Raw genomic sequence first — 22,848 nt, 5'->3', positions numbered from 1 at the left:
AAAAATACCGGAAAAAGGGCGTTAAAAACAAGTCGGGCACGGTAAAACAGTAATAAGGAGACTGACCTTTTTATTGGTGACTTCCAGTACGCTAACCATCTTAGGCAGGGTAGGTGCGATACTGCCCCCCCCATCACTGCCGAAAGGGTGATGCAAAATATGACGTAGAGGTTTAAATCTTTGAGAAGGGATGTTTATTGCCTGATAAAAGTATTTGTATTGCTTGTTAAACGATTTTAGTGACAAGGTATATAAGTAGACGATGAGATTCACCGTTCCCTTAGTTTGATTGATTTGTTAGTAGTGAGTGGGCAGTAGATCAGAGATTCTCAATTGGAAATACATATTTTTTGTAACATCCGCCATCTTTGGAACTCTTTGAAATGTTAAGTAGGACAAAAATATAATCAGAGAGCATAATGAATAGAAAACCAATAGGAGATGCAATCGCTGAATTGGAAAGGCATCTCGATTCTGTGGCAAGAGTATATGAGTGGGCGTATTTAATGAATTACAAGGACAGTAAGTTGTTTTCCAGGCATTTTTTGCGTCATTTCAGGTTACGACCTTCGAAGGTTTTAAAGCGGGTACGTCTTCAGAGTATAATTAAGCAGTTGCGCCAGAATGGAGAGTCTTGCATTAAAATTGCTTGGGCACATAGCTTACCGGATGAAAAGGCATTGTATAACTTTACAAACCGACATCTTGCAAAATCACCTACTCAACTTAAAGCTCTTTCGGATAAAGAGGCGGAGGAAGTATTAATAGCACTGGAGGATAATTGATGATAAAAATTAGCTGGTGTAACTGCTATTAGGCTAGCTAAGAGTCATTTTAAGGCAATAAAAGAAAGGACGCTGTTGTCATTTTCATCGATATCTAATTCTGCCTTAGATTGTTGTATAGTTTTGGCTGAATGTATGCAGATAAGTTGATTGGTATTGGTGATTTTTTTGGGCCAAAATGAAAGGTTAGGGTATTCAGTGGATCTGAACCCCTCAGAAGAGTTATCATAACTTTTTACAAACTTCTTAGTCTTATCATAGAGAGCAATTCCTGGTTTGCGATCCCGACCAAACTTTACAAAAAGATATCTCTTGCTTTCTCGGATATTAAAAACTTCAATAAATCGTTCGCGGTAATCCCGGTACCGTTTGGCATCATGTATAGCTCCGATAGGCATGGAAAGGTCCCCGAAATCCATTTTATACCGAAGAGTAAGATTTTCGGAGGTATCAACAGAGTAGATATTATAAGTATCTCTTGATTGGTATCTAATATCGTTTTGATAGGAATATAGTTCACCTTTAAACGTATACTTTTGCTGAAAATGAGAGGTACTGTCTGGATAATTCTTAAAAATGGGATAACCTTTTTCTGTTTCTAGGTTATAAATCCAAAGGGGACTGAAGTCATCTTCATAATGAGGTTTAATACGGTTGTTTTCGATGATCAGTTTATTTTCTTTTAAAAAGCGAATGTTGGGAGTGAGCGAAAAAGGCATCGAAGGGAGTTTAAGCTCCTTAAGAAATTTTCCCTGAAGGGTATATAGTTTTATAAACTTAATATCGGCAATGGCCATTAAGTTTGCTTCAAAATTTACGGCAAAACTGTAAATAGTTCGAAATTCACCGGGACCACGACCACTATTTTTAAAGGTGTATTTATGATTTCCATTCCTGTTAAAGAACAGAACTTTGCTTCTTGCATTGATCACTATAAGCGAGTCATTAATAAAAAGGTCATCTATAACTTTATAGAGGGAACCTTCAGTAGTTTCAAGAGGCACAAATCTGATACCAGCTGCAATTTTTTCGATAGGAATATCCTTGGTCTTTTCACTAAAGTTTATTGCTGTAAATTCTGGATGCTTAGTGAAGAGGCTATCGGGCAGCTCAAAATTGTTTTCACGGTTATGCGATTGACAGGATGCTAGAACGAATACCACCGAAAATAGTATTAAAATCGAGCAAAAAAACTCTGGACGAAAGTTATTGAAGTTTTTTCTGCAGATATCCGAATATATCATTTTTCGGTTTTTGATAGCCTTTGAATTCTAACCTTTGATTTTTCCAGGTGAATAAAGCAGGATATATTTTATTCTTTCCGTTTATCAAAAAATGATTTTGTTGATCTACAATGATGTTAGATGTTGAATCAACCTGAATACCAGTACGTATTTCAAAAGTCTTTACTGATGAAATACGAGTTAGAATAACAAAAAGATTCTTGTTTTGATAATGATCTTTGATAAATAGGCCGGCGGTAGAAATGCAACCGGGACAACCCGAATTAGGAACCAAGAGAATATAATCTGAGTCAATCCCTTCGGTGGTTAAAAAATCAGTAATTTTTTCCTGCGTATTTTTAATTGTCTCTTCCTTATTGGTACAGCTCATGTTAGCTCCAAAAAGGAAACAACATAGTAATAGGAGAGAATAGAGGTGAAGTTTAGTTTTCATCATCGTAAAAAGTTACAACTTTTATAGTTATTTGATCTTCATTACCATCCAGAACTTGAACATTGAGACCTTCTTGCGTAACAAATATTCCATAGGTATATATTTTATTCTGAAAATAGTTGCTTAAATCAAATTCGAATATTTTTTTAAAATCGCTGTTTAGGCCAATCAGTAACTTTTCTTTGTAAAGATCATCCTTAAAGTCTTTTATCTTCTTTTCTGCAATACGGTAGTATCTGTTGCGGTATGGATCAAAATAAATCGGCCCATAACTATAATTTTTTGCAAAGTGCTTTCTTCGATCCATTTTCGAAAAAGAAAAGTATTTGGATTGCCCCATAGAGTTGATTGAGGGAATTATTTTACTGCCTGCATAATATTTTTTGAATGTATTTTGTGGAGTATGTTGGCTCACAGAAACATGATGATCAGCAGGAAAACTGTAAATAAACAGATCTTCAAACGGGTTATAGGTATAATAAAAACGACGATATAGAGAACCGCCCCAATTACCTTCTCTATAGACCTCTGGGTAATACCCCTGGAAATGAGTCTCCTCAGTTTGGGAATCGAAAATAAGTGTAATTGGCCGGTTTCTTTTTGTTTCATCAGTCATTTCACCTGTTTTATAACCGGCTGTAATCAGTTGAGATCCTCTTTTTACGATAGGCATTGTCATCCATCCTTTTGGACTTGGGGGATATTTTACTGATTTGAAGGATGAGTCGGGAGGGGCTAATGTGCTTTGTAACTTCCCTTTTTGATTTAGTAACAGATAAGAGGTCTTGTTATAATCAAAAACAAAAATGGAGTCGAAGGATACTATATGAAGACCCGTGATATTATTATACTTTTCCAGTATCTCTTGGTCTATTGGTATCTTTTTTACCAACGATTCCCGGTTGTATTTGTATATGTAAATAGTACCTTTGAATTTATTTATAAAGCTGTAATAAGTGGCATTATTAAGAGAAAAAGTATTGATTGAACGGTTAAGTGGGATAGAATAATGATCTAAAGGTAATCGGATTGTGTCTGAGATCTGTAGCGTATAAGATTCCTGATGGGGGGATATGCTGTTTTTTTGATACCTTGGATTTTTATTTTCATGTATATTGGTACATGAATAAAAGCAGGCGAAGATCAATATCGCTGATAGATATTTGTCGAGGTTCATAGAAGATGTTGTTATACAAAAGGTGCCTCTCTGGCAGAGGACACCTTTTATAATTGTTATATTATTTGATATTAAAAATATCCTTGCACACAGTCGTGCCATGCCCAACTGTCTTCACAGAAGTCATTACCGTATTGGTCAGAAATACAGTCGCCATCATTATTACCGGGGTCATTAAGACAGGCTGCATTTACAGCTGCTAAGCCCCCAAGTGTTATCAAGACTACTGTTATTATTGAGACAAGCTTACGTTTTACTTTCTTCATGACAAATACCTCATTTGCTCTCTTAGGTTATATTTTTGATGCAATAGTAGATTCTGGAAATTGAAAATAGATATCAATACATGAATTTACTCTGTTAATTTACTACTCGAATTTTCATACAAAGAGTAAGTTATTGGCTGACAAGAACCTATAGGAGATAAGAAGAATAAAAGAGTAATTGTAATTCTCTTACCAATTAGTTTAAGACAAATTGTTCGTGCTATTTACAATTAAAATAAAACCCCGCCAGGGTTGAACTCTGGCAGGGTTGAGTACTAAAAAGAGTCAATTCTCAAATCAAAGAATAGTGAAAGGCACTTTTACTCTGAACGTAATATTTCGTCCGGGACTAAGGGCATACCCTTTATAGGTATCCAAGAAGTCGCGGTAGTCTTTATTTAGTATGTTCTTAGCAGATATCTGCATTGATATTGGGCGATTCCATATAGATATCTCACCGCCTATAGTGGCATTGATAAGCGTATAAGCATCTGTTGAAGCTACTCCAAAGTTATTGAACTTAGGGGCATTCCCAAATTGCCAAAATGGCTCATAACGGCCCGCTGCTTCTTTTGAAGAGGTGTGAGTGATTCCCAAGTCTAGAAAAGTATTTTGGAAGGCTCCCAGATCTTTTTGAATAAGTTTTATGTTGGCGCTTATCTTTGTTGGAGGGAGTAACGGCAGATCATTAACCTGTGATATACTTTCATCTACATTTTCGCCGGTTACCGTTTCAAATGTTCCCGATAGCTGTAGCCAGGGTAAAAGTTGAGCCGTAATATCCGCATTGGCTCCCAATAGTCGTGCATTTCCTTGCACGGTTTTGAGAACAGGCGGACCATCATTGTTGGGACCTGCAAACTCACCGGTATTTACCAAGAAAACGTAGTTTTGTATTGCATTCCGATAGATTGTGGCTTTTGTTTTTACATTTGTTGATCTCCAACGGATTGAAAGATCTGTGTTTAGTGATCTTTCGGGATCTAGATAGGGATTCCCGACCTGGTATGCGGCAATACCACCGTGCACACCATCCACATGCAGATTAAATAGGCTGGGGGCGCGAAAGCCACGCCCGATATTGGTGGCAATGGCAAAGGAATTGGTGATTCGGTAGGTAGCCCCAACCGAACCACTGAATTCAAAGTAGGATTGATCAAGAACATCTGCTGTTTCTTCGGCAGAAAAATCGGGCAGATTAAGATCCGCGTTGGGGTCCGCTTCCTGGGAACGGGCATCAGCGCGGGCACCCACTGAGAGCGTGAAATCTCCAAATTCTGCTTTTTCAAACACGAAGGCAGCAAAATTTTGTATGGTTGCAGAAGGAACAAGCGGCTCAACGCCCCGGGTATCTTGATCTTTGTATTTGTATTCAAGTCCAACAGCCCCCGAAAACGGACCAACCGAAGGATGATCCAGGTTTACTTTTCCGGTGTAGTTTTTTGTGAGGATATCAAGGTGAGCAAAACCACTTCCCGGAAGTTCGCTGCGGGGTTCAGCGTTTGCACCGCCTGGGTTGGACTGGCGCAGGTTGCTGGCGTAGGTAAAGCTGGGTTTTAAGATGAAATTGTTATTAAGTTGAAGGTTCCCTTCAATTTGCAATGAGTTATTTTCAAGGTTTTGTCCTAATCCTTTACCATTTGGTAACAAGAAGTTATGGTTATTTTGCCAGCGGGTATATTCAGCAGTGAGTTGCCCGATTGAGGTTTGATACCCAATCCCTAAACTGCCGTTCAACTGATCATAGTCGGTATGGTCAAGTTCACCTGAAAACTTCGGGGCTGTGGAATCAGCCGATTGTGGAAAGGTGGGCACTTCAGGTACGGTCATATTACCGGCAGACCGGCGAATAATGGTACCGGTAACGCCCCACCGGCCGGTAGCACCATTTAAATGCAAACCACCTACCAGTTCGTTATTGTTGGTGGCAAATTCTCCGAGTGTTTTTCCTTCTAGAAATGATTGAGAGTCTATAGCATCGGGTAAAGCATTGGAGATGACATTTACAGCCCCTCCCAACGCATCTGAACCATACTGTACACTGGCTGCTCCCCTAAGGACTTCAATGCGCTCAGAGGTAAAAGGGTCTACATTAGGGCCGTGCCGCACGCCGTACTGTTGGTAGTCCATGGCTACACCGTCATCAAGAACGCGAACCCGACTGCCGCTGAGTCCCCGGATAACGGGCTTGCCCATCTGACTTCCGGTTGAGATACTTGAAACCCCCGCGAGATCATCAAGTGAAGAACCCAGTGACGTTTGCTGCTTGGAAAATTTATCGCTGCCGGTAAGTACATCCACATCGGCCGGCGTCGTAAGCGGGTCGGAAGCATAAGGGGTGCCAGTAACCGTTATGGTTTCATTTCTGATGAGGGTTTGCTCAAGAGAGACCCGTAAGGTAACTGTTTCTCCGGGATGCAAAGTGACTTGCTGTCTTTTGTTTTGATATCCTACAAAAGAAAAGACGATTGTATATGTCCCCGAAGGGAGGTTCTGTATGCTGTAAGAACCATCTCCTTTTGTAAAAGTACCACGATTGAGTTGCGGCAAAGCCACGTTCACGCCCGATATCGGGTCCTTTTCTTGGTCACTGACAGTACCTTCGATTGATGCTTTTTCAGCTGATTGAGCAATAGCGGTTACTGATCCCACAACGAATAGAAAGAAACCGGTATATAATAGTAATTGTAAAATTTTAGATCGACTGTTCATTATAGGTATAGGTAATTTTTTATGAGTTATGATTGTTGTAACGGTAAGTCACTACTCATAAAAGGGGGCGATTTATTATTGCGTTTTGAGACTAATTGAATTTTTGAGGCAGGGGTGCCAGGTAGTACTAATCGCTCAACGTCAGGGTACTTCCTGCTTGTAGTTTTTTGAACAGAATTTGGGGCATTAGCGAGATGTAAACAGGCAGTACAATCCTGTTTTTCAACACTAAGATGGTGGTTGAGACCGTGATCGTGCAAACTGTAGTCAGGATGGAGCTGGTGGATATGGAATGCAGACCCAACCAGGCACATACTGGCTAACAGTATTATGAACTTGCTTAGCTTTTGAGTTTTACGATTGAACATAATCTTCAACTGTCGAGGTTGGAACTCATCCGGGTAACTTAAGGTGCAAGCTCCGGTATGGGATTCCCATTTTTTGAAATAATAGAATACTGTGTAGGGTGATGTGCTTGCTGTAATTCAAGTTTACAGCAATGAATTGTATTATCTCTACACTCGTACGGGATAGGGAACAGTTAAACAGTAATAGGAGGGGAGCGGCCTTTATTAGCAAATATTGTAACCGAACTTTTGTTACTATCCGCTAAAAGGATATTATGATCAGTCTTAAGTAACGTATTCGCTGATTGGTAATAATTCAGTGGTTCAACATCAACCAGATGGGCACAGATTGGGCACACGGTAGAGTCAGCAGTGAGACACTGACCGGTATCAGCAAAGTCGGCTGAGTTGTGAAGATCCAGATCATGGTGTGAGTGAAGCGTAGATATAGTAAGACCGATGCCCATGAGCATCAACAGAAAAAAGCCTACGGTTATTTTTAATCTATGCTTCAACATAAAATGAATTTATTTGCCGTAAAGTTATGTTTTAAATCCAACTCTGACAAATTGGAACAGGTAAAAAGTTATTATCAATTTATGCACACTACTATTTTTGGAAGGTAAGATTTGTAGGATTGGTGTATTCAGTTAAGAAACAGAATTTAAGATTTATTATTTGATGGCAGAATTTTTAGAGCTAACAAAGGAATGGTTTTTTGGACTGGGACAGCAATATGGGGTAAACCCCATTGTGTTTGGTAGTATTTACGTTGGTGCTATTCCTTTCTTCTCATTAAGTATTGGATGGCTGATTCGAAACTATCGGTTGCAAAAATCTATTGTACTTCCTTCACTATTGGCTACTTTCTTTTTTATATCGGCCTACCTGTATTTAATTATTGTGGGACATAATGTACCGTGGTGGGTGTACGGAATTGTAGTATTGATGGTACTGTATGGTGCTTTTTCGACTTATAAGAGTGTTAAGAAGCGTATAAAAAATATTAATCAGGAACAGTCTACAGATGAGTAAATACGATTTTGATGCAATTATTATTGGCGGAGGGGCTGCGGGGCTTACGGCTGCAGGTATTGCAGCTAACTTTGGTGCAAAAACGATGATGATAGAAAGGTATCGGCTGGGTGGCGATTGTACCTGGACGGGCTGTGTGCCCAGTAAAGTCCTTCTCAAAGCTGGAAAGGTAGCACAACAAATTCGGGAAGGTGCGAAGTATGGACTTATTGACCAAGAGCCGGAGATTAATTTTCAAAACGTTATTGAGCATGTGCACGAAACTCGGCAAGAAGTGTATGAGGATGCCGACCGTCCGGAAATATTTGAGGATATGGGGATCAAAGTGGTTTCCGGATCGGCAAAATTTATTGATGAACATACTGTTGAAATAAAAGGCAAAGATGGATCCAACCGAAAAGTCTCATCCCGGTATTTCTTTATCTGCGCAGGAGCCAGTGCATTTGTCCCGCCCATCCAGGGTATCGACAGCGTGCCGTATTTAACGAATGATTCCTTGTTCGAGATTGAAGATCTGCCCGAAGAGCTAACCATTATCGGTGCTGGACCTATTGGCACCGAGATGGCACAGGCGATGAGTCGTTTAGGGGCGAATGTAACCGTTATTGATATGGCCGATCGTATTATGGTCAATGATGATCCGGAGCTGGCAGATATGCTGCGTAAGAAACTAGAAGGAGAGGGCATCCATTATGAATTAGGAGCCCGGGTTAAAGAAGTGAGTAGTGAAGGCGGGATAACGGTAAGGATAGAAGTAGATGGACAGACTAAAGAAATTACAGGCGATCAGCTGTTGATGGCAACAGGCCGTCGTCCCAATATTGATGGCTTGGGGCTTGACAAGGCTGGGATAACGTACTCATCACAGGGTATTGAGGTCAATGATAAATGCCGGACCAATCATTCGCATATTTATGCCTGTGGTGATATCACGGGGCGTTACCAGTTTACCCATATGAGCGACCATATGGCCAAGGTGGCAACGACCAACGCGTTGTTAAAGTTTCCTATGAAGATTGATGCAGATCATGTGCCTTGGGTTACCTATACCGATCCTGAATTAGGGCATGTAGGAGCAACAGAGGAGCAACTCAAACAGCAGGAGATAAACTATGAGACGTATCGTTTCCCTTATTCCAAAATTGACCGGGCACTGATTGATTCAGAAGAGGAGGGGCTTATAAAAATCCATGCTAAAAAGTGGAATGGTAAAATTTATGGAGTGAGTATTTATGGAGCCCATGCTGGGGAGCTTATTTCAGAATATGCGCTGGCCATGAAAAATGGAATATCGTTGCGTAATATCGCCGACACCATTCATCCATATCCTACCTATAGCCTTGGGGCCCGGCGGGCTGCCGACCAATGGTATATCAAAAACCAGTCGGAGTGGCAGGTAAAACTTATTAAAAAGGTGTTTGGGTATCGTGGAGAGGTACCTGATTTCAGTGATCCCAATAGAATAGTGTAAGGATCTTAAATGATATTCGCCCGCTATTATCCGGAAAAGACCTGAACAAGTAAGGGCCAGGCTTCATATATAAAGATCAGGAATATGATACCGCTTAAGCCAAAAAGGTAAGAGGATTTTATCCAGCCTGCTTGTTCGGGTTTATGGAAATGTTCGATGAGCCCACAAACAAAAGTACCGACAGCGAATCCAAAAATAAGATATGGCATGGTCGAACGGCTGGTTGTTGGATATAATTAATAATGATCCGATCACTTGGAGTGATCGGATCACTACATAAAGGAGTTAAGCTGTTGTTAAAAGCTCTTTGAGCGTAATCCCAATTTCAGCAGGGCTGTCTACAACAGTAACACCGGCATCGCGTAATGCTTTCTTTTTAGCATCAGCTCCACCTTCGCCGCCAGAGATAATAGCACCGGCGTGGCCCATTCGTCGGCCGGGAGGTGCTGTGCTTCCGGCAATAAACGCAACAACCGGCTTATCAATATTTTCTTCAATATAAGCGGCAGCCTCTTCTTCAGCTGTTCCGCCGATTTCACCGATTAAAACAATGGCTTCGGTGTCATCATCATTTTCAAAGAGTTTGACTGCATCAGTATGCGTTGTTCCAATTACGGGATCGCCGCCGATTCCAATAGCCGTGCTTTGTCCCAAGTCAGCTTTGGTAAGTTGATCTACTGCCTCATAGGTTAGTGTTCCCGAACGCGAGATTAGTCCCACTTTACCGGGGGTGAAAATACTGCCGGGCATGATACCGATCTTTGCTTCGCCGGGTGTAATAACGCCGGGGCAGTTAGGGCCAATAAGCGTAGCATCGTGGCTGTCTACAATCTGTTTAGCCTTGACCATATCTTTTACCGGAATACCTTCGGTGATACAGATGATCACTTCGATACCGGCAAAAGCGGCCTCTGAGATAGCATCGCCGGCAAATGCAGGCGGTACAAAAATGACCGAAGTATTGGCATCTTCTTTTTCTACAGCGTCAGCTACCGTATTATAAACCGGCAGATCGTGATGCGTTTGCCCACCTTTTCCGGGGGTAACGCCGGCTACGACATTGGTGCCGTATTCGATCATCTGTTCGGCATGGAAGCTACCTTCGCTGCCTGTAATTCCTTGTACAACTAGTCGAGTATCATTCCCTACAAGTACGCTCATGAACTTTCCTATATTAAGTTAAATGATTTTCGTAAGTCGGACGGAATATACCGACATCATCGTGATTTGGCAAAGATAACAGCCGATAAAAACGAATTTCGAATATAGTGCTCTGGAATCACAAAAAAAATGACGCTAACAGGGAGTTTTTGTTTCTATCACACAAATATCGGGATGATTATCATCCGTAATTCTGTTATCATTTCATAGCTATGGCAACCATGATTCCAGACGAAAAAAAAGAAGAAGTGCGCGGGGCGGCGGATATCGTCGAAGTGGTCGAAGACTACGTCAAACTAAAGCGATCCGGTCGCAGCTGGAAAGGGCTATGTCCTTTTCATGACGAGAAAACCCCCTCTTTTCACGTAACACCAAACCTGGGTATTTACAAGTGCTTCGGCTGTGGAGAATCCGGTGATGTCTTTAATTTTGTTATGGAGATGGAGGGGGTGGGATTCGTTGAAGCCATGCGCTCGCTGGGTGACCGCTACGGAGTGTCTTTACCCGAAGAAGAGGCGGAAGAACTCACAGAAGAGCATAACCTGCGCGAGGGAATTTATCATGCACTCAAATATGCGGGAGTATTCTTTTTTCGTCACCTGATGGAAACCGATAAAGCAAAAAAGGCTCGCGATTATCTCCAAAAGAGAGGATATAATCGCGAGGTCATTAAAAAATACGGCTTGGGCTATGCCCCACCTGACGGTGAAAAGTTTTATAAGACAGCAATTGATTCGGGAATTAATGAAGAGTACCTGCTTGAAGCCGGGCTGATAAAGCCCAGCAAACGGGATGACGGCTTTTATGACGCTTTCCGCGGGCGACTGATGTTCCCGATTTTTAATCCTTCGGGAAAAGTTATAGCCTACGCTGGTCGCGTATTAGGTAAGAAAAAGACGGCTAAATACATCAATTCACCTCAGACGAAAGTTTATAATAAGAGTAAAGTACTCTACGGTATCAATTTTGCTAAAAATGATATCCGTAAAAAAAATGAAGTAATATTGGTTGAGGGCTATACTGATGTGATATCGTTACAGCAAGCGGGTATTAAGAATGTTGCTGCCTCCAGCGGAACATCGCTGACGCCCGACCAGATGAAATTGCTGCATCGTTACGGGGATACTATTACGATGATCTATGATTCCGATTCGGCCGGAAAACGGGCGATGAAGCGCGGTATTAACATTGCTTTGCACGAAGGAATGGATGTTAAGCTGCTGGAACTGCCCGAAGGGGAAGATCCCGATTCTTTTGTACGACAGTTTGGAAAAGAGGCGTTCCAAGAGCTTAAAAAAGAGGAGTCTGAAGGTTTTCTTGATTATACAGTGCATAAGGCCAGGAGTTCGGGCCGCTGGAATGAGGCAAAGGAAAAGGTTGTCACTGAGATTTTAGAATCCATTGCTCATATCCCCGACCAAATTAAGCAGGAAGTGGAAGTCCAGAAACTGAATAAAGTTTCGAAGATTGGGGACCGAGCCCTTTTTGATGAATTGGGAAAGATCAACAGCCGGCTTAAAGAGGAGCGCAAAAAAGCTAAAAAGCGTGAACAGCGACGCAGAGAGCGAGAAGATCGGAAACGGGAACAGCAGGATACGGATCGCCCGACCCACGCTCCGCGTCCCCATACGGTAGGCTTTAATGAGCAGGTTAAGAAAAATGCTCCCAAGAGGAACGAACCTAAACAGCCGGTTAAGCGGCCCAACTATGAAAAAGAGCTTATTCGTCTGATGCTGGTTTATGAGCGGGATATGATTGACTATATTGGATCATATTGCAACGAAAACCAGTTTGAAGATGAACAACTTCGACAGTTTTATGAAGACATTATTGAACGTTATAAAGAAGAAAAGGAAGTTTCCGTAGAAGCCTATGCCGCCCGGGAGCACCCCTATCCCCAACTAATAGGGGAAATTGTGATCGATGAACATACGGTAAGTGAGCGACATCACGAAATGGTAGGTGTAAAATATCAAAAGGATAAAAATCCGTACCGTACAGCCAAAGGCGCAATGAAAGCCTTGAAGATCCATTATCTCGAACGACTGCAGGTTGACCTGTATCAGCGGTACAATTCTGCAGAAGAAGAAAAGAAAAAAAAGGTAATGAAGGCGATGAAAGAAGCAGGGCGCCAGCGATCAATTTTGCAACAGTCTCCCGTTGATGAGCTCTTTCCGGATCCGGACTCTGATGCTGCTAAAAAAGTATCAGATAAAGTATTTGAATATAAAATGAAACATGAACGGGAATAAGCCAATCTAATTTTATTTAAAATCCAATATTATAACCATGTCTGATTATACAGCTGAGCTAAATATTGCTAAGCAGGCAGCGAAATCGGCTGCTGAAATTATTAAAAAATATCAGCGCGACCGTAACTTTTCGGTCGATTATAAAGGCAAAAATGACCTCGTTACTGAGGCGGATGTAAAAGCAGAGAAAGAGGTTCTTTCCGTAATAGAAAAAGAGTTTCCGGACGATCATATCCTTGCTGAAGAAACGGCCGGAGAACTGAGTTTGCCCGAAGGACGTACTTGGCTCGTAGATCCAATTGACGGTACAACAAACTTTACTCATGGGTTCCCGGTCTATTGTGTTTCTATTGCACTGTGGGATCAAAAAGAACCGCAGATGGCTGTGGTTCTTGAAGTCTCGGGGGGAGAGATATTTACAGCTGTAGCGGGCAAGGGGGCATATCTTGATGGCAATCCTATCACGGTATCGAAGCTTACCGATCCGAAAGATGCGTTGGTTGGTACCGGATTTCCCTATAACGATATGAGTTTAGTGGACAATTACCTGAAGTTCTTTCGTATGCTGATGGAAAACATCCGGGGAGTGAGACGCCCCGGTGCTGCTTCTTATGATCTGTGTTGTGTAGCAAGCGGACGGTTTGACGGATTCTATGAGTATGCATTGAACCCCTGGGATGTAGCGGCAGCAGCACTTATCGTAAAAGAAGCCGGTGGCAAGGTAAGTGACTGGCAGGGGGGCGATGACTGGTTATTTGGGGAACGTATTGTTGCCGGTAATCCCGTTATGCACGAATTCTTACTCGAAGAAATAAGCAAATATTTTGAAGAGGGCGAAATTGATACCCGACACAAGGTTACAGGTTAAATCTGCATATTTTACCACTCTACCGCTGAGGGTTCGTTGCAAATAGGTCGCTGAGTGAGGCCATCGGTATGGGACCGTTATGGTATTTGAATGGTTCGCCATAAGTGGCGCCAATTAGATGTCCATAGTGTTGGGCCCGGGCCTCAATTCCACTAAAGAACTGTTTGTTGGAGATATAGGTCTCAGGCTCTTCGGTTGGATTTTGAACATTGAACTGCGTTTCAAAAGCCAGTATGGCTTCCTTTTTGGTCTCAAAAGTATCGGTGATATCGAAGACGAAATCGGGTTCAAACGGCCGATCTTGCATAAAGTGGAGCACATGCGAGGGGCGCCAGCGATCCTGGGGACTTCCATCTTCATCCACCGTTTCAATTTTAGTTAATCCACTGAAGAAAATGGCATCCAGGGCAAGTTGGGTGGCGTTGCCGTGATCGGGGTGCCGGTCGGAAGGAGCTCCTACAAAACAGACGTGAGGCTGATAAGCCCGAATTTTTTGAATGATCTTCTTTTGGTATTCCCTGTTGCTCTCAATCTTAGTATCGGGCAGACCTAAATTATCACGAATCGCTAACCCAATAATTTCCGCTGCTTTAGAAGCTTCTTTAAGTCGTGTTTCGGGGGTTCCCCGACTGCCCATCTCACCGCGGGTAAAGTCTACCACTCCCACTTTTTTGCCTTGGTTTACAAGGGCAGCAAGAGTGCCGCCACAGCAAAGTTCGGTATCATCGGGGTGTGCAGATAGCGCTAATACGTCGAGTTTCATAGAGATCTTGTTGAGTTATTTTTCGGTATAATATAGCTTAAAATTGTGGGATCATTAAAATCATAGAGTATATTAAATTAGGCTGTAACGATTTGATATGGATCTCGTAACAGGGCTATCATTAAAGGAAAAATATAAGAGAACATGTCCGGATTTAGTCGATTTATCAATAGTAGTTGGGAAGGGTTGAAAATCTCTTTAAGTGCTTTAGGGATTAATAAAACGAGATCAATTCTTACAACACTGTGTATTATTATCGGTATTGTTATGGTAACACTGATGAATGCCGTCAGTAATGGTATGGATACCGAGTTTGATAAAAGCATGGCGATGATAGGGCAGAACGTAGTATATGTGGAAACGCAACCCTGGAATCGTGGTCCCGATTACGAATGGTGGGAATATCGGAGTCGGCGTAATATGAAGCTGGAATATGTAAAGGAGATTCAAGAGGCAAGTCGATTGGCTTCTGATGTAGCTGCTTCTGTTGTTAAACGTCCTGTGATGCGATATGAAGATGTAAATGCAGAGGGTGTGTTGCTGGCTGGGGTTACCGAAAAATATTTTGATACGTCAGGTCTTGATATTGAAGAAGGAAGAGTGTTTACCGCTGAAGAGGTGCACCGGGCAGCAAATGTAGTTGTCCTTGGAGCAACATTGGCTGAAAAACTGTTTGATCAAACTACTCCACTGGGAAAAGATATTCGCATACGTGGCAAGAGGTTTGAGGTTATCGGCTTGTTAGAAAAGCAGGGTAAATTCCTTGGACTTGCCGATATGGATAGGCGTGCTATTACTCCCATTACTGCAGTGGGAAAGATATATGGAATGCGAGACGATATTACTATTTCTGTAAAATTCCCTAGTGAAGAACTAATGCGCGAGGGAGAGTATGAAATTGAAGGCATAATGCGACGTATTCGTGGGCTGGAAGCAACGGAGGAGAACGATTTTGAAATTAACAAGCCACAGGCCTTTAAAGCACAGCTCGAGTCTTTTAAAACCGGCCTGTACTTGGTCGGTGGAGCCTTAACCGCTCTTTCTTTGATCATTGGGGGAATAGGCGTGATGAATATTATGTTTGTCTCGGTTCGTGAACGAACGAAAGAGATTGGAATCAGAAAAGCCGTGGGGGCCAAGGCTTGGGAGATTCTCTACCAGTTTTTAATTGAAGCCGTTGTTATGTGTTTGCTGGGCGGAGTGATAGGGCTCGGGATTGCTTATCCCTTAAGCCTGTTACTCAACCAGCTCTTTATTGCCAGTATAGATCTCAGCGTAGTATTTTCAGCATTTATTCTATGTTCTGTCGTTGGATTGGTATTCGGATTTATTCCCGCATATAAAGCTGCTAAATCTGATCCTATTGAATCATTGAGGTACGAATAAGATGAACTTTGTCGAAGTATTTAAACAGGCTTTAGATTCACTATGGGCGAATAAGCTGCGCTCCTCGCTTACCTTATTGGCCTTGGTGGTAGGAGTGTTTTCTGTGATCGTTTCTACAACGGCTGTTGCTGTATTGGATAACTTTTTCCAGAATACGATGAGCATCATGGGGGGCGATGTCGTGAATGTATCGCGGACCCCCTCTGTTCAAATTGGAAGAAGTGATCGGAGTAGTAGGAACCGGGAAGATATCACTTTCGATATGGCCGAAAAGCTACAAGAACGGATGCGACTGGCCAAAAAGATGAGTCCCGATGAACTGTTTGATTTTACGAAGGTTATATATGAGGGTAAGGAAACAGATCCTACGGTACGAGTCATAGGAAGTAACCAGTATTACTTAGACAATAATGCGTATGATTTGCAAGATGGACGTAACTTTTCTTCAGAGGATATACAGTATGGTCGTCCATATGTTATTATCGGGAAAGACATTCGAGATGAACTATTTGAAAGAGAAAATCCTATAGGAAAAAGCATCAAAATTGCCGGGCATCGGTATCAAATAATAGGTGCCTTGGAAAGCAAAGGCAGTATTATGGGGCAGTCGATGGATGAGAGAGTCATCATTCCCTATACTACCGGGTTGAACATCTACGGGGGAGATCGCAATATCGATATCATGGTAAAAGCGCCGGCCATGGATATGATTGAGGCAACTATTGATGAAGTAACCGGTATAATGCGTGTGATACGCAGTGTGGCCCCGGGCATGGAAAATGATTTTGAAGTAGAAACAAATGATACATTGGCCGGAACGTTTGATCAGTTTACGTTTATACTCTATGCCGTTGGCTTTATTATAGGGGGAATAACGCTCTTTGGAGCCGGAATCGGAGTAATGAACATCATGCTGGTATCAGTAACAGAACGTACGCGGGAGATCGGGATTCGCAAAGCTGTTGGAGCAACAAGAAAGGCGATTGTTTCTCAGTTTTTGGCAGAAACGATCTTTATCTGTCAGCTGGGAGGTCTTATCGGTATTGTGTTAGGAGTTTTGGGCGGTAATGGAATGGCACTTTGGATTGAGACGGAACCGGTTATCCCGATATGGGCTGTACTAACGGGCTTTCTGGGCATGTTTGTGATTGGACTTCTTTTTGGGGTGTATCCGGCTTATAAAGCGGCTCAGCTGGATCCTATAGAAAGCCTGCGGTACGAGTAACGCAATCTATTCGGGGCTGGGAATATAGAGAGTTTTTGAGCTAACAAGATCTTATGTAAACATTTATATCGATTTTATATCGAGATCGGGGCTGGCTATATTCGGGGCTATGAAAGAAAAAGAACATCTGTTGATTATTGGTCTTGTATGGCCAGAGCCTAACTCCTCTGCTGCAGGGGGACGAATGATGAATCTCATTTCATTATTCCAGCAGCAGGGATGGGAGATCACCTTTGCGACTTCAGCAGCTGAAAGTGAACATATGGCTGACCTTGAGGCCCGTGGCGTTGATACCCTTCAAATTGAAATAAACAGCTCCGATTTTAATCAGTTCGTTAATAATCTGCAGCCGTCCATGGTACTCTTTGATCGATTTATGACCGAAGAGCAGTTTGGGTGGCGGGTGGCTGAGCAGTGCCCTGATGCTATTCGTATCCTGGATACTGAAGATTTACATTGTTTGCGACGGGCACGAAAAACGGCAGTCAAACAGGATCGACCGTTTGTAAAGGAAGATCTATTACGCGAAGATACGACAAAACGAGAGATCGCCAGTATCTACCGCTCTGATCTTTCTCTTATCATATCAGAATATGAGATGCAGCTGCTGGCCGACCTTTTTGGTATTGAAGATAAGCTATTGTGCTATCTTCCATTTATGCTTTCGAAGATAAACGAGGATACTATTACCCAATGGCCGTCATTTTCTGAGCGTGATCATTTTGTGATGATTGGTAATTTTCGACATAAACCCAATTGGGATGCTGTGCGATTTATGCGGGCTGAGGTATGGCCGTTAATCAGGGAGAAGCTGCCCCAGGCAGAGCTTCATATTTATGGCTCCTATGTCACCCGGAAAGCCAAACAGCTTCATAAACCCGAAGAAGGGTTTTATATCGAAGGTCGAGCTGCTGATGCACAAGAGGTGGTTAGCCAAGCCAGGATTTGTCTGGCACCGCTGCGTTTTGGAGCCGGTCTCAAGGGAAAACTCGTTGAGGCAATGCAGTGCGGGACTCCCAATATAACAACCAAGATTGGAGCAGAGGGCATTGCCGGTGATTTTGAGTGGAGTGGAAGTATAAAAGATAAAGCTCGTAATATTGCTGATGCTGCAGTTCAGTTATATCAAAATGAAACGGTATGGCATAAAAAACAGAAACAGGGGATCAGGATTATAAATGAACGATTTGCCAAACCGGAATATGGCGATCATTTTATTCGTAGGATCACTGAATTAGTTGAAGAGTTAGATACCCATCGCGTCCAAAACTTTACCGGCCGCATGTTACAACATCACACCATGGCCAGTACTAAATATATGTCTCGCTGGATTGAGGAGAAGAATAGATAGTACAAGCATTTACAGAAACACACACCCTATAACAATAGTATTAGAATATATTAATCTAATTTCTGTAACATTGCTTTTTTCAATACCTCTTGTTTAATAGAGCAACTATGAATTAAACAGGAGAGATATCATGAATAACACACACTGCGTTTTAAATAAGAAGATGATAATGGCGCTCGTAAAATTGAGTAAACGAGAGGGGGAAATACTATTGATGATAGTTCAAGGGGATTCAAATGCAATGATTGCTGAACAGTTGTTTCTTAGTTTGAGAACAGTAGAAACCCATCGTTATAGCATTTGTCAAAAATTGGGTCTAACTGGGAAAAGAGCGTTGGAAGAGTGGGTCGGAAAAGTGGGGTTGAATAAAATAGATTGGTAATATTCTAAAAATAGTTGAATTATAGACAATCAACTTTATAGCTGGCCTTATTTTATAACTTGTTCTTATTACGTAGAATATTACGTACTGATTACAGTTGTTATATTTTATTTTTTTTTGGATTTAGAAGTAGTTCAGGATCAACGGTAATAGTTGTGGGATTCAATTGCCGAAAATATGAGTGTAAAATGATCTTGACATAACTAACATATCAATAAAAGTTAAGGAAGAGTTATGAGAAAACTAATCAAGATAGGAAATCGTATATTAGCTATTGCTGCTTTTGCTGCATTGATGATTGTAAATGTACAGTTTGGAGCAGTGGATTTATCAGAAGAAGCTGTTGCTGTTCCAAATGCTAATGCTGACATAGTTATTGAATGTGGCAGCCGCAATTCAGACTGTTTTACTTATGATGATGGGACAGTTCGAATTGAAATATCGGGTGGCATTAAAGACATTCGTGTTGAATAACCAAACCTATGATGGCAGGTACCTCATAATTGGGGACCTGCCTTAATTTAATCTTGTTGTGATGAGAAGATTTCTACTAATTGTTTTAATGTTTTTTGGGGCTTTGCCTGTTTATGGTCAGACGGATGCATTGAAGCTCAAAAAAATTCATACTTATTCATTTGAAAGGGGATACTATAATACCTTTTTAGAAGTAAATGGTGATATCGTTGGGTTGGTCTGTCCTAATCTAAATAGAATTTACTTGGTTAATATTGAAAAAAAAACTATCGATGATGTACAGTTTTCGAAGGGTAGAGGCCCTGGAGAGGTAAGTAGGGGACCTTTTGGAATAGCGTTGATGAAGGAAAAACTATATATGGGAGACACTGATAGTCAGCGGTTTATTGTATACAACTTTAAAACCGATCGACTGAAGACTAACAAATATCAGGGCAAAAATGTTATGAAATCAATCTACGGTTACCCAGATAATAAGATAATGATGACTACATATTCAACAACCGGAATTGGCTATTTTATATACGATGCCAGTAAAGATCGAATATTACATAAATATAAATTTGATAAACCGTTGCAAAATAACTTTCGAGTAGATGGTGTTCCGGCTATTTCTGGGAGGTACCTTGTACACGCGAACTATAACTACGGAGATTTATATGTATGGCGGTTAAGTGACTCTGAACTTTATAAGAAAAGTACAGTTATAGAATTCAGTGAAACACCGCAAACTAAAAAAGCAAAAATGGGGGATATGGTTGGCACCATCCCACCGCAAAATGTAGAGGTAAAATTAGTGGAGATTGCTAATAATCCAGTTGCGGAGGATCGAATTTTTCTATTGATGAAGGGAGAAAAGGATCAGAATTATGAAACAAATTATGTATACGATTATAATTTTTTAGAGGGCGAAATAGTAGGTAAGTATGCTATTGATGCATATTCAACGTTGATTGCTTCTAATAGTACTGATTTGTTTGCTTATTCAGAAGAACGAGATAAATTGTATCAATACCGGATAGAAGTAATTAAAAAATAAAATGATATGAATAAATACGGATATTTTGTTTTGGCAGTATTGCTGGTTGTTGATGTTGCCCTAATTATCAATAACCGGGAAATAAATGATAAATACCACCAGTTATCGCAACAAGTGAACCAACCAATTACATCGCTTAATAATTGTCGCGAACTGGATTGTTTCCAGGAGCAGTTTTTGGATGAATCAATAAATGGAATCAATGTTGTTTTTTTTATTCCGGCTAAAACATGTATAAGCTGTTCAAAATATGCTCTCAATTTTTTGGAAAATTATAACACTCTTTCTTCCTATACAAAGGTGGTATTTGTACAACCCTATTTTGACTCTGAGTATCAAAAATTGCCAAATATTGATTATATAACTGTTAATGAAATGTCGGGTGTATTTGATGGATATTTTCAACTTGTAAAACCAACGGTATTGGTAATGGATAAATATAATACGCATCTTTTATATGAACTTTCCCCTGGTGATGGATTTATGGAAGAAAAAATGCATGCATTCTGGAATAGTGCTGAATCGTTTTATAAGAAAGTCTACAGTGAAGATGGGGGAGATTAGCCAACATAAAACCTGTATCAAATAAAATGCGGTGGTTAAGACGATTTTTTTTGATTATTACAGTAGCCTTGTTTTGTAAAAACTGTATTTGCTCTGTCTATTATGTTCCTACCTCATCGATGAGTCCCACTATTGTGAAAGGGAGCTATATCCTAGTAACAAAATTTGACTATCAGTTTAGATCTCCGTCTACGTTGCCCTTCACCAATATTTCTATTCCTGTCATTACTTTACCGGGTTTAGCAAAACCAGACAGGAATGATATCGTAATTTTCGAAAAAAATAACCTGTCCAATTCGAGCCATGATGTTTTTTTAAAAAGAGTTGTTGGCATACCAAGAGACAGAGTTTGGGAAACTGCGGAGTATTCTGAAGTGAATGGTATAGTATTAAAAAAACCGTCTTACTATAGTAGGGCATATGATAATTTGGGTAAAAAAAACTATAGTTATCAGATTCCAGCTAAAGGAAAGAGGATACCTGCAAGTCTATTTAGGGAAGGGGCAATCAATGAACATGATGGACAGGTAAAAGTTTGTTATATAGCCTCTCAAAATTTCTATTATATGGCTGGTGATAATAGAAAGAATAGCAATGATAGCCGATATTGGGGACTGATATCAGAGGAAAATATTTTAGGTAGGGTTCGGATGGTTCTATGGCCTTGGCCACCTCGTTGGTTATAGTATTTTCCGATAATATATTTCTAGGTAATCGTCTACCATGATTTTTAAATGGCAGGAAAATTGGTTTAAGAGAGGTATATTTTATATGCAGATATTTCCTTATAATTAAGTGGAAGTTACTAGCAGATACTAAGAAAATAGATAATTATGGATGAAGAGATACTGGAAAATATCAATGAACGATTGGATGAGACCCTCGATCGTGGCCGGCAAATGGTAGAAGAGGAAGAGTTGGCCGAGCGTATCGATGAACTGAAACTGCGAGCCGAAAAGCTAATCCGGAAGCACCCGGTAAAAAGTGTGGCAGGCGGCTTGCTGGCCGGATATATTATTGGAAAGCTATTGAGTTCAGACGATTAGTATGAAGAAAAAAAAGGATAAAGATCGGCTGGGAAATCAGTTTCGACGAATTTCTGCTGATCTAAAGCTTTATATTGAAAAGCGCATTGAGTTGATGATGCTAAACACCGGGGAATATTTGTCTGGTTGGATAGCGGCATCACTACATCGCGGAGTGGGTGCTTTGTTGATATTGGGTGGCGTCTGCTTCCTTCTTTTTGCGCTGGCGATCTATTTGGGAGATCTGCTGGGAAGTGATAGCCTTGGATATGTACTCGTTTCGTTGCCCCTGCTATTGACCGGCCTCTTGTTTGTTTATCTTAAGCCGGATGGATTATTTAAACGTCTGCAACAGATGTTTGAGGCCGAAGTGATTAAGGCTATTAGTCAGAATGGAGAGCTCCCTCAAAAGAAATTAGACACAACAGAATCTGCTCGATCAAAAACTCAGAAAGACGATTAGTATTATGGCTAAAGATCAAATAGATGAACTTGAACAGAAGAAAAAAGAACTGGAACAAGAGCTGGGAGAGATTCAGGAAGAGCTGGACGACTCTATTGACCGTGTACGTGATGATGTTAGTACAAAGCTGGATCCCAAATCAATTATTAGGGAGCATCCATTGCCGATTGTAGGGAGCGCTGCAGTTATTGGATTTTTATTGGGACACCGGGGCCGTTCATCCGGAAAAAGTTCATCAGCGGGAGAGTTTAGCGGTGCCTTGTTATCTGAATTAAAAAGGTTGGCAACCCGAAAGGCTATTTCTTTTGCTACCGATTATGTAGAAGAGCTATTAGAGGAGAAAGCAGAGAAGCATCTATCAACTTCAAATGGAGCAGAGGAAGAGTAGTTAAATACTCCTTTTTAATTTTTTAACGTACCAAAGT

The 22,848-nt window shown here is 41.1% G+C and carries 25 protein-coding genes; 16 read left to right on the top strand and 9 right to left on the bottom strand.

Annotated elements, in window-relative coordinates:
- Nucleotides 1-419 precede the first annotated feature (419 nt).
- The gene (locus G3569_RS07135) at nt 420-785 is read left to right on the top strand and encodes an AraC family transcriptional regulator (RefSeq protein ID WP_165267529.1); all 366 of its coding nucleotides are present in this window, start codon (nt 420-422) and stop codon (nt 783-785) included.
- 44 nt (nt 786-829) lie between these two features.
- Here G3569_RS07135 and G3569_RS07130 read toward each other — a convergent pair whose 3' ends face one another.
- The 6 genes from G3569_RS07130 to G3569_RS07105 form a co-directional block, all read right to left on the bottom strand.
- Nucleotides 830-1,948, bottom strand: a complete 1,119-nt coding sequence (locus G3569_RS07130; RefSeq protein WP_165267527.1) for a DUF4934 domain-containing protein — start codon at nt 1,946-1,948, stop codon at nt 830-832.
- 43 nt (nt 1,949-1,991) lie between these two features.
- Nucleotides 1,992-2,399, bottom strand: coding sequence for a hypothetical protein (locus G3569_RS07125; RefSeq protein ID WP_205720067.1), 408 nt, complete (start codon nt 2,397-2,399; stop codon nt 1,992-1,994).
- Nucleotides 2,400-2,451: 52 nt separating this feature from the next.
- Nucleotides 2,452-3,639 (bottom strand): DUF4221 family protein, encoded by a 1,188-nt coding sequence (locus G3569_RS07120; protein ID WP_165267523.1) that lies wholly within the window; start codon nt 3,637-3,639, stop codon nt 2,452-2,454.
- A gap of 71 nt (nt 3,640-3,710) precedes the next feature.
- Nucleotides 3,711-3,905, bottom strand: a complete 195-nt coding sequence (locus G3569_RS07115; RefSeq protein WP_165267521.1) for a hypothetical protein — start codon at nt 3,903-3,905, stop codon at nt 3,711-3,713.
- A 297-nt stretch (nt 3,906-4,202) separates the two neighbouring features.
- Nucleotides 4,203-6,617 (bottom strand): TonB-dependent receptor, encoded by a 2,415-nt coding sequence (locus tag G3569_RS07110; protein ID WP_165267519.1) that lies wholly within the window; start codon nt 6,615-6,617, stop codon nt 4,203-4,205.
- Nucleotides 6,618-7,158: 541 nt separating this feature from the next.
- Nucleotides 7,159-7,482, bottom strand: coding sequence for a hypothetical protein (locus G3569_RS07105; RefSeq protein ID WP_165267517.1), 324 nt, complete (start codon nt 7,480-7,482; stop codon nt 7,159-7,161).
- 163 nt (nt 7,483-7,645) lie between these two features.
- On the opposite strand from G3569_RS07105, the gene G3569_RS07100 reads away from it, so the two are divergent.
- On the top strand, nt 7,646-7,999 hold the full coding sequence (locus G3569_RS07100) for an ABC transporter permease (protein ID WP_165267515.1): 354 nt from the start codon (nt 7,646-7,648) through the stop codon (nt 7,997-7,999).
- Nucleotides 7,992-9,470, top strand: a complete 1,479-nt coding sequence (locus tag G3569_RS07095) for a dihydrolipoyl dehydrogenase family protein (RefSeq protein WP_165267513.1) — start codon at nt 7,992-7,994, stop codon at nt 9,468-9,470. The genes G3569_RS07100 and G3569_RS07095 overlap by 8 nt, the downstream gene beginning before the upstream one ends.
- Nucleotides 9,471-9,496: 26 nt before the next feature.
- On the opposite strand, the gene G3569_RS07090 is transcribed toward G3569_RS07095, so the two are convergent.
- Nucleotides 9,497-9,679, bottom strand: a complete 183-nt coding sequence (locus tag G3569_RS07090) for a hypothetical protein (protein ID WP_165267511.1) — start codon at nt 9,677-9,679, stop codon at nt 9,497-9,499.
- Nucleotides 9,680-9,755: 76 nt separating this feature from the next.
- Nucleotides 9,756-10,631 carry a succinate--CoA ligase subunit alpha gene (gene sucD, locus G3569_RS07085; RefSeq protein WP_165267509.1) on the bottom strand — a complete coding sequence of 292 codons (876 nt, stop codon included), beginning with the start codon at nt 10,629-10,631 and terminating at the stop codon, nt 9,756-9,758.
- Nucleotides 10,632-10,852: 221 nt separating this feature from the next.
- On the opposite strand from sucD, the gene dnaG reads away from it, so the two are divergent.
- Both dnaG and G3569_RS07075 read left to right on the top strand, forming a co-directional pair.
- Nucleotides 10,853-12,883 (top strand): DNA primase, encoded by a 2,031-nt coding sequence (dnaG, locus tag G3569_RS07080; RefSeq protein WP_165267627.1) that lies wholly within the window; start codon nt 10,853-10,855, stop codon nt 12,881-12,883.
- A 37-nt stretch (nt 12,884-12,920) separates the two neighbouring features.
- On the top strand, nt 12,921-13,751 hold the full coding sequence (locus tag G3569_RS07075; RefSeq protein WP_165267507.1) for an inositol monophosphatase family protein: 831 nt from the start codon (nt 12,921-12,923) through the stop codon (nt 13,749-13,751).
- 19 nt (nt 13,752-13,770) lie between these two features.
- On the opposite strand, the gene bshB1 is transcribed toward G3569_RS07075, so the two are convergent.
- A complete protein-coding gene (gene bshB1, locus G3569_RS07070; protein WP_165267505.1) occupies nt 13,771-14,514 on the bottom strand; it encodes a bacillithiol biosynthesis deacetylase BshB1 in 744 nt (247 codons plus the stop codon).
- 144 nt (nt 14,515-14,658) lie between these two features.
- Here bshB1 and G3569_RS07065 point away from each other — a divergent pair, with 144 nt between their 5' ends.
- The 11 genes from G3569_RS07065 to G3569_RS07015 all read left to right on the top strand — a co-directional run bounded on the left by G3569_RS07065 (nt 14,659) and on the right by G3569_RS07015 (nt 22,811).
- Nucleotides 14,659-15,900 (top strand): ABC transporter permease, encoded by a 1,242-nt coding sequence (locus tag G3569_RS07065; protein ID WP_165267503.1) that lies wholly within the window; start codon nt 14,659-14,661, stop codon nt 15,898-15,900.
- 1 nt (nt 15,901) lies between these two features.
- A complete protein-coding gene (locus tag G3569_RS07060) occupies nt 15,902-17,125 on the top strand; it encodes an ABC transporter permease (RefSeq protein WP_165267501.1) in 1,224 nt (407 codons plus the stop codon).
- A 109-nt stretch (nt 17,126-17,234) separates the two neighbouring features.
- Nucleotides 17,235-18,476: a glycosyltransferase gene (locus tag G3569_RS07055; RefSeq protein WP_165267499.1), complete on the top strand. Its 1,242-nt coding sequence runs from the start codon at nt 17,235-17,237 to the stop codon at nt 18,474-18,476.
- Nucleotides 18,477-18,606: 130 nt separating this feature from the next.
- Nucleotides 18,607-18,858, top strand: coding sequence for a response regulator transcription factor (locus G3569_RS07050; protein WP_165267497.1), 252 nt, complete (start codon nt 18,607-18,609; stop codon nt 18,856-18,858).
- 234 nt (nt 18,859-19,092) lie between these two features.
- Nucleotides 19,093-19,332, top strand: coding sequence for a hypothetical protein (locus G3569_RS07045; RefSeq protein WP_165267495.1), 240 nt, complete (start codon nt 19,093-19,095; stop codon nt 19,330-19,332).
- A 61-nt stretch (nt 19,333-19,393) separates the two neighbouring features.
- Nucleotides 19,394-20,371: a hypothetical protein gene (locus tag G3569_RS07040; RefSeq protein WP_165267493.1), complete on the top strand. Its 978-nt coding sequence runs from the start codon at nt 19,394-19,396 to the stop codon at nt 20,369-20,371.
- 6 nt (nt 20,372-20,377) lie between these two features.
- Nucleotides 20,378-20,935 (top strand): hypothetical protein, encoded by a 558-nt coding sequence (locus tag G3569_RS07035; protein WP_165267491.1) that lies wholly within the window; start codon nt 20,378-20,380, stop codon nt 20,933-20,935.
- Between the two features lie 26 nt (nt 20,936-20,961).
- Entirely contained in the window at nt 20,962-21,621 is a 660-nt protein-coding gene (gene lepB, locus G3569_RS07030; RefSeq protein ID WP_240894630.1) for a signal peptidase I, read from the top strand.
- A 147-nt stretch (nt 21,622-21,768) separates the two neighbouring features.
- A complete protein-coding gene (locus G3569_RS07025; protein WP_165267487.1) occupies nt 21,769-21,981 on the top strand; it encodes a hypothetical protein in 213 nt (70 codons plus the stop codon).
- A 1-nt stretch (nt 21,982) separates the two neighbouring features.
- The gene (locus G3569_RS07020; protein ID WP_165267485.1) at nt 21,983-22,423 is read left to right on the top strand and encodes a hypothetical protein; all 441 of its coding nucleotides are present in this window, start codon (nt 21,983-21,985) and stop codon (nt 22,421-22,423) included.
- Nucleotides 22,424-22,427: 4 nt separating this feature from the next.
- The gene (locus G3569_RS07015; RefSeq protein ID WP_165267483.1) at nt 22,428-22,811 is read left to right on the top strand and encodes a hypothetical protein; all 384 of its coding nucleotides are present in this window, start codon (nt 22,428-22,430) and stop codon (nt 22,809-22,811) included.
- The last annotated feature ends 37 nt before the right edge of the window (nt 22,812-22,848 follow it).

Source organism: Fodinibius halophilus, assembly GCF_011059105.1.
Classification (GTDB): Bacteria; Bacteroidota; Rhodothermia; order Balneolales; family Balneolaceae; genus Fodinibius; species Fodinibius halophilus.
This window is presented reverse-complemented; position numbering and strand designations above follow the sequence as displayed.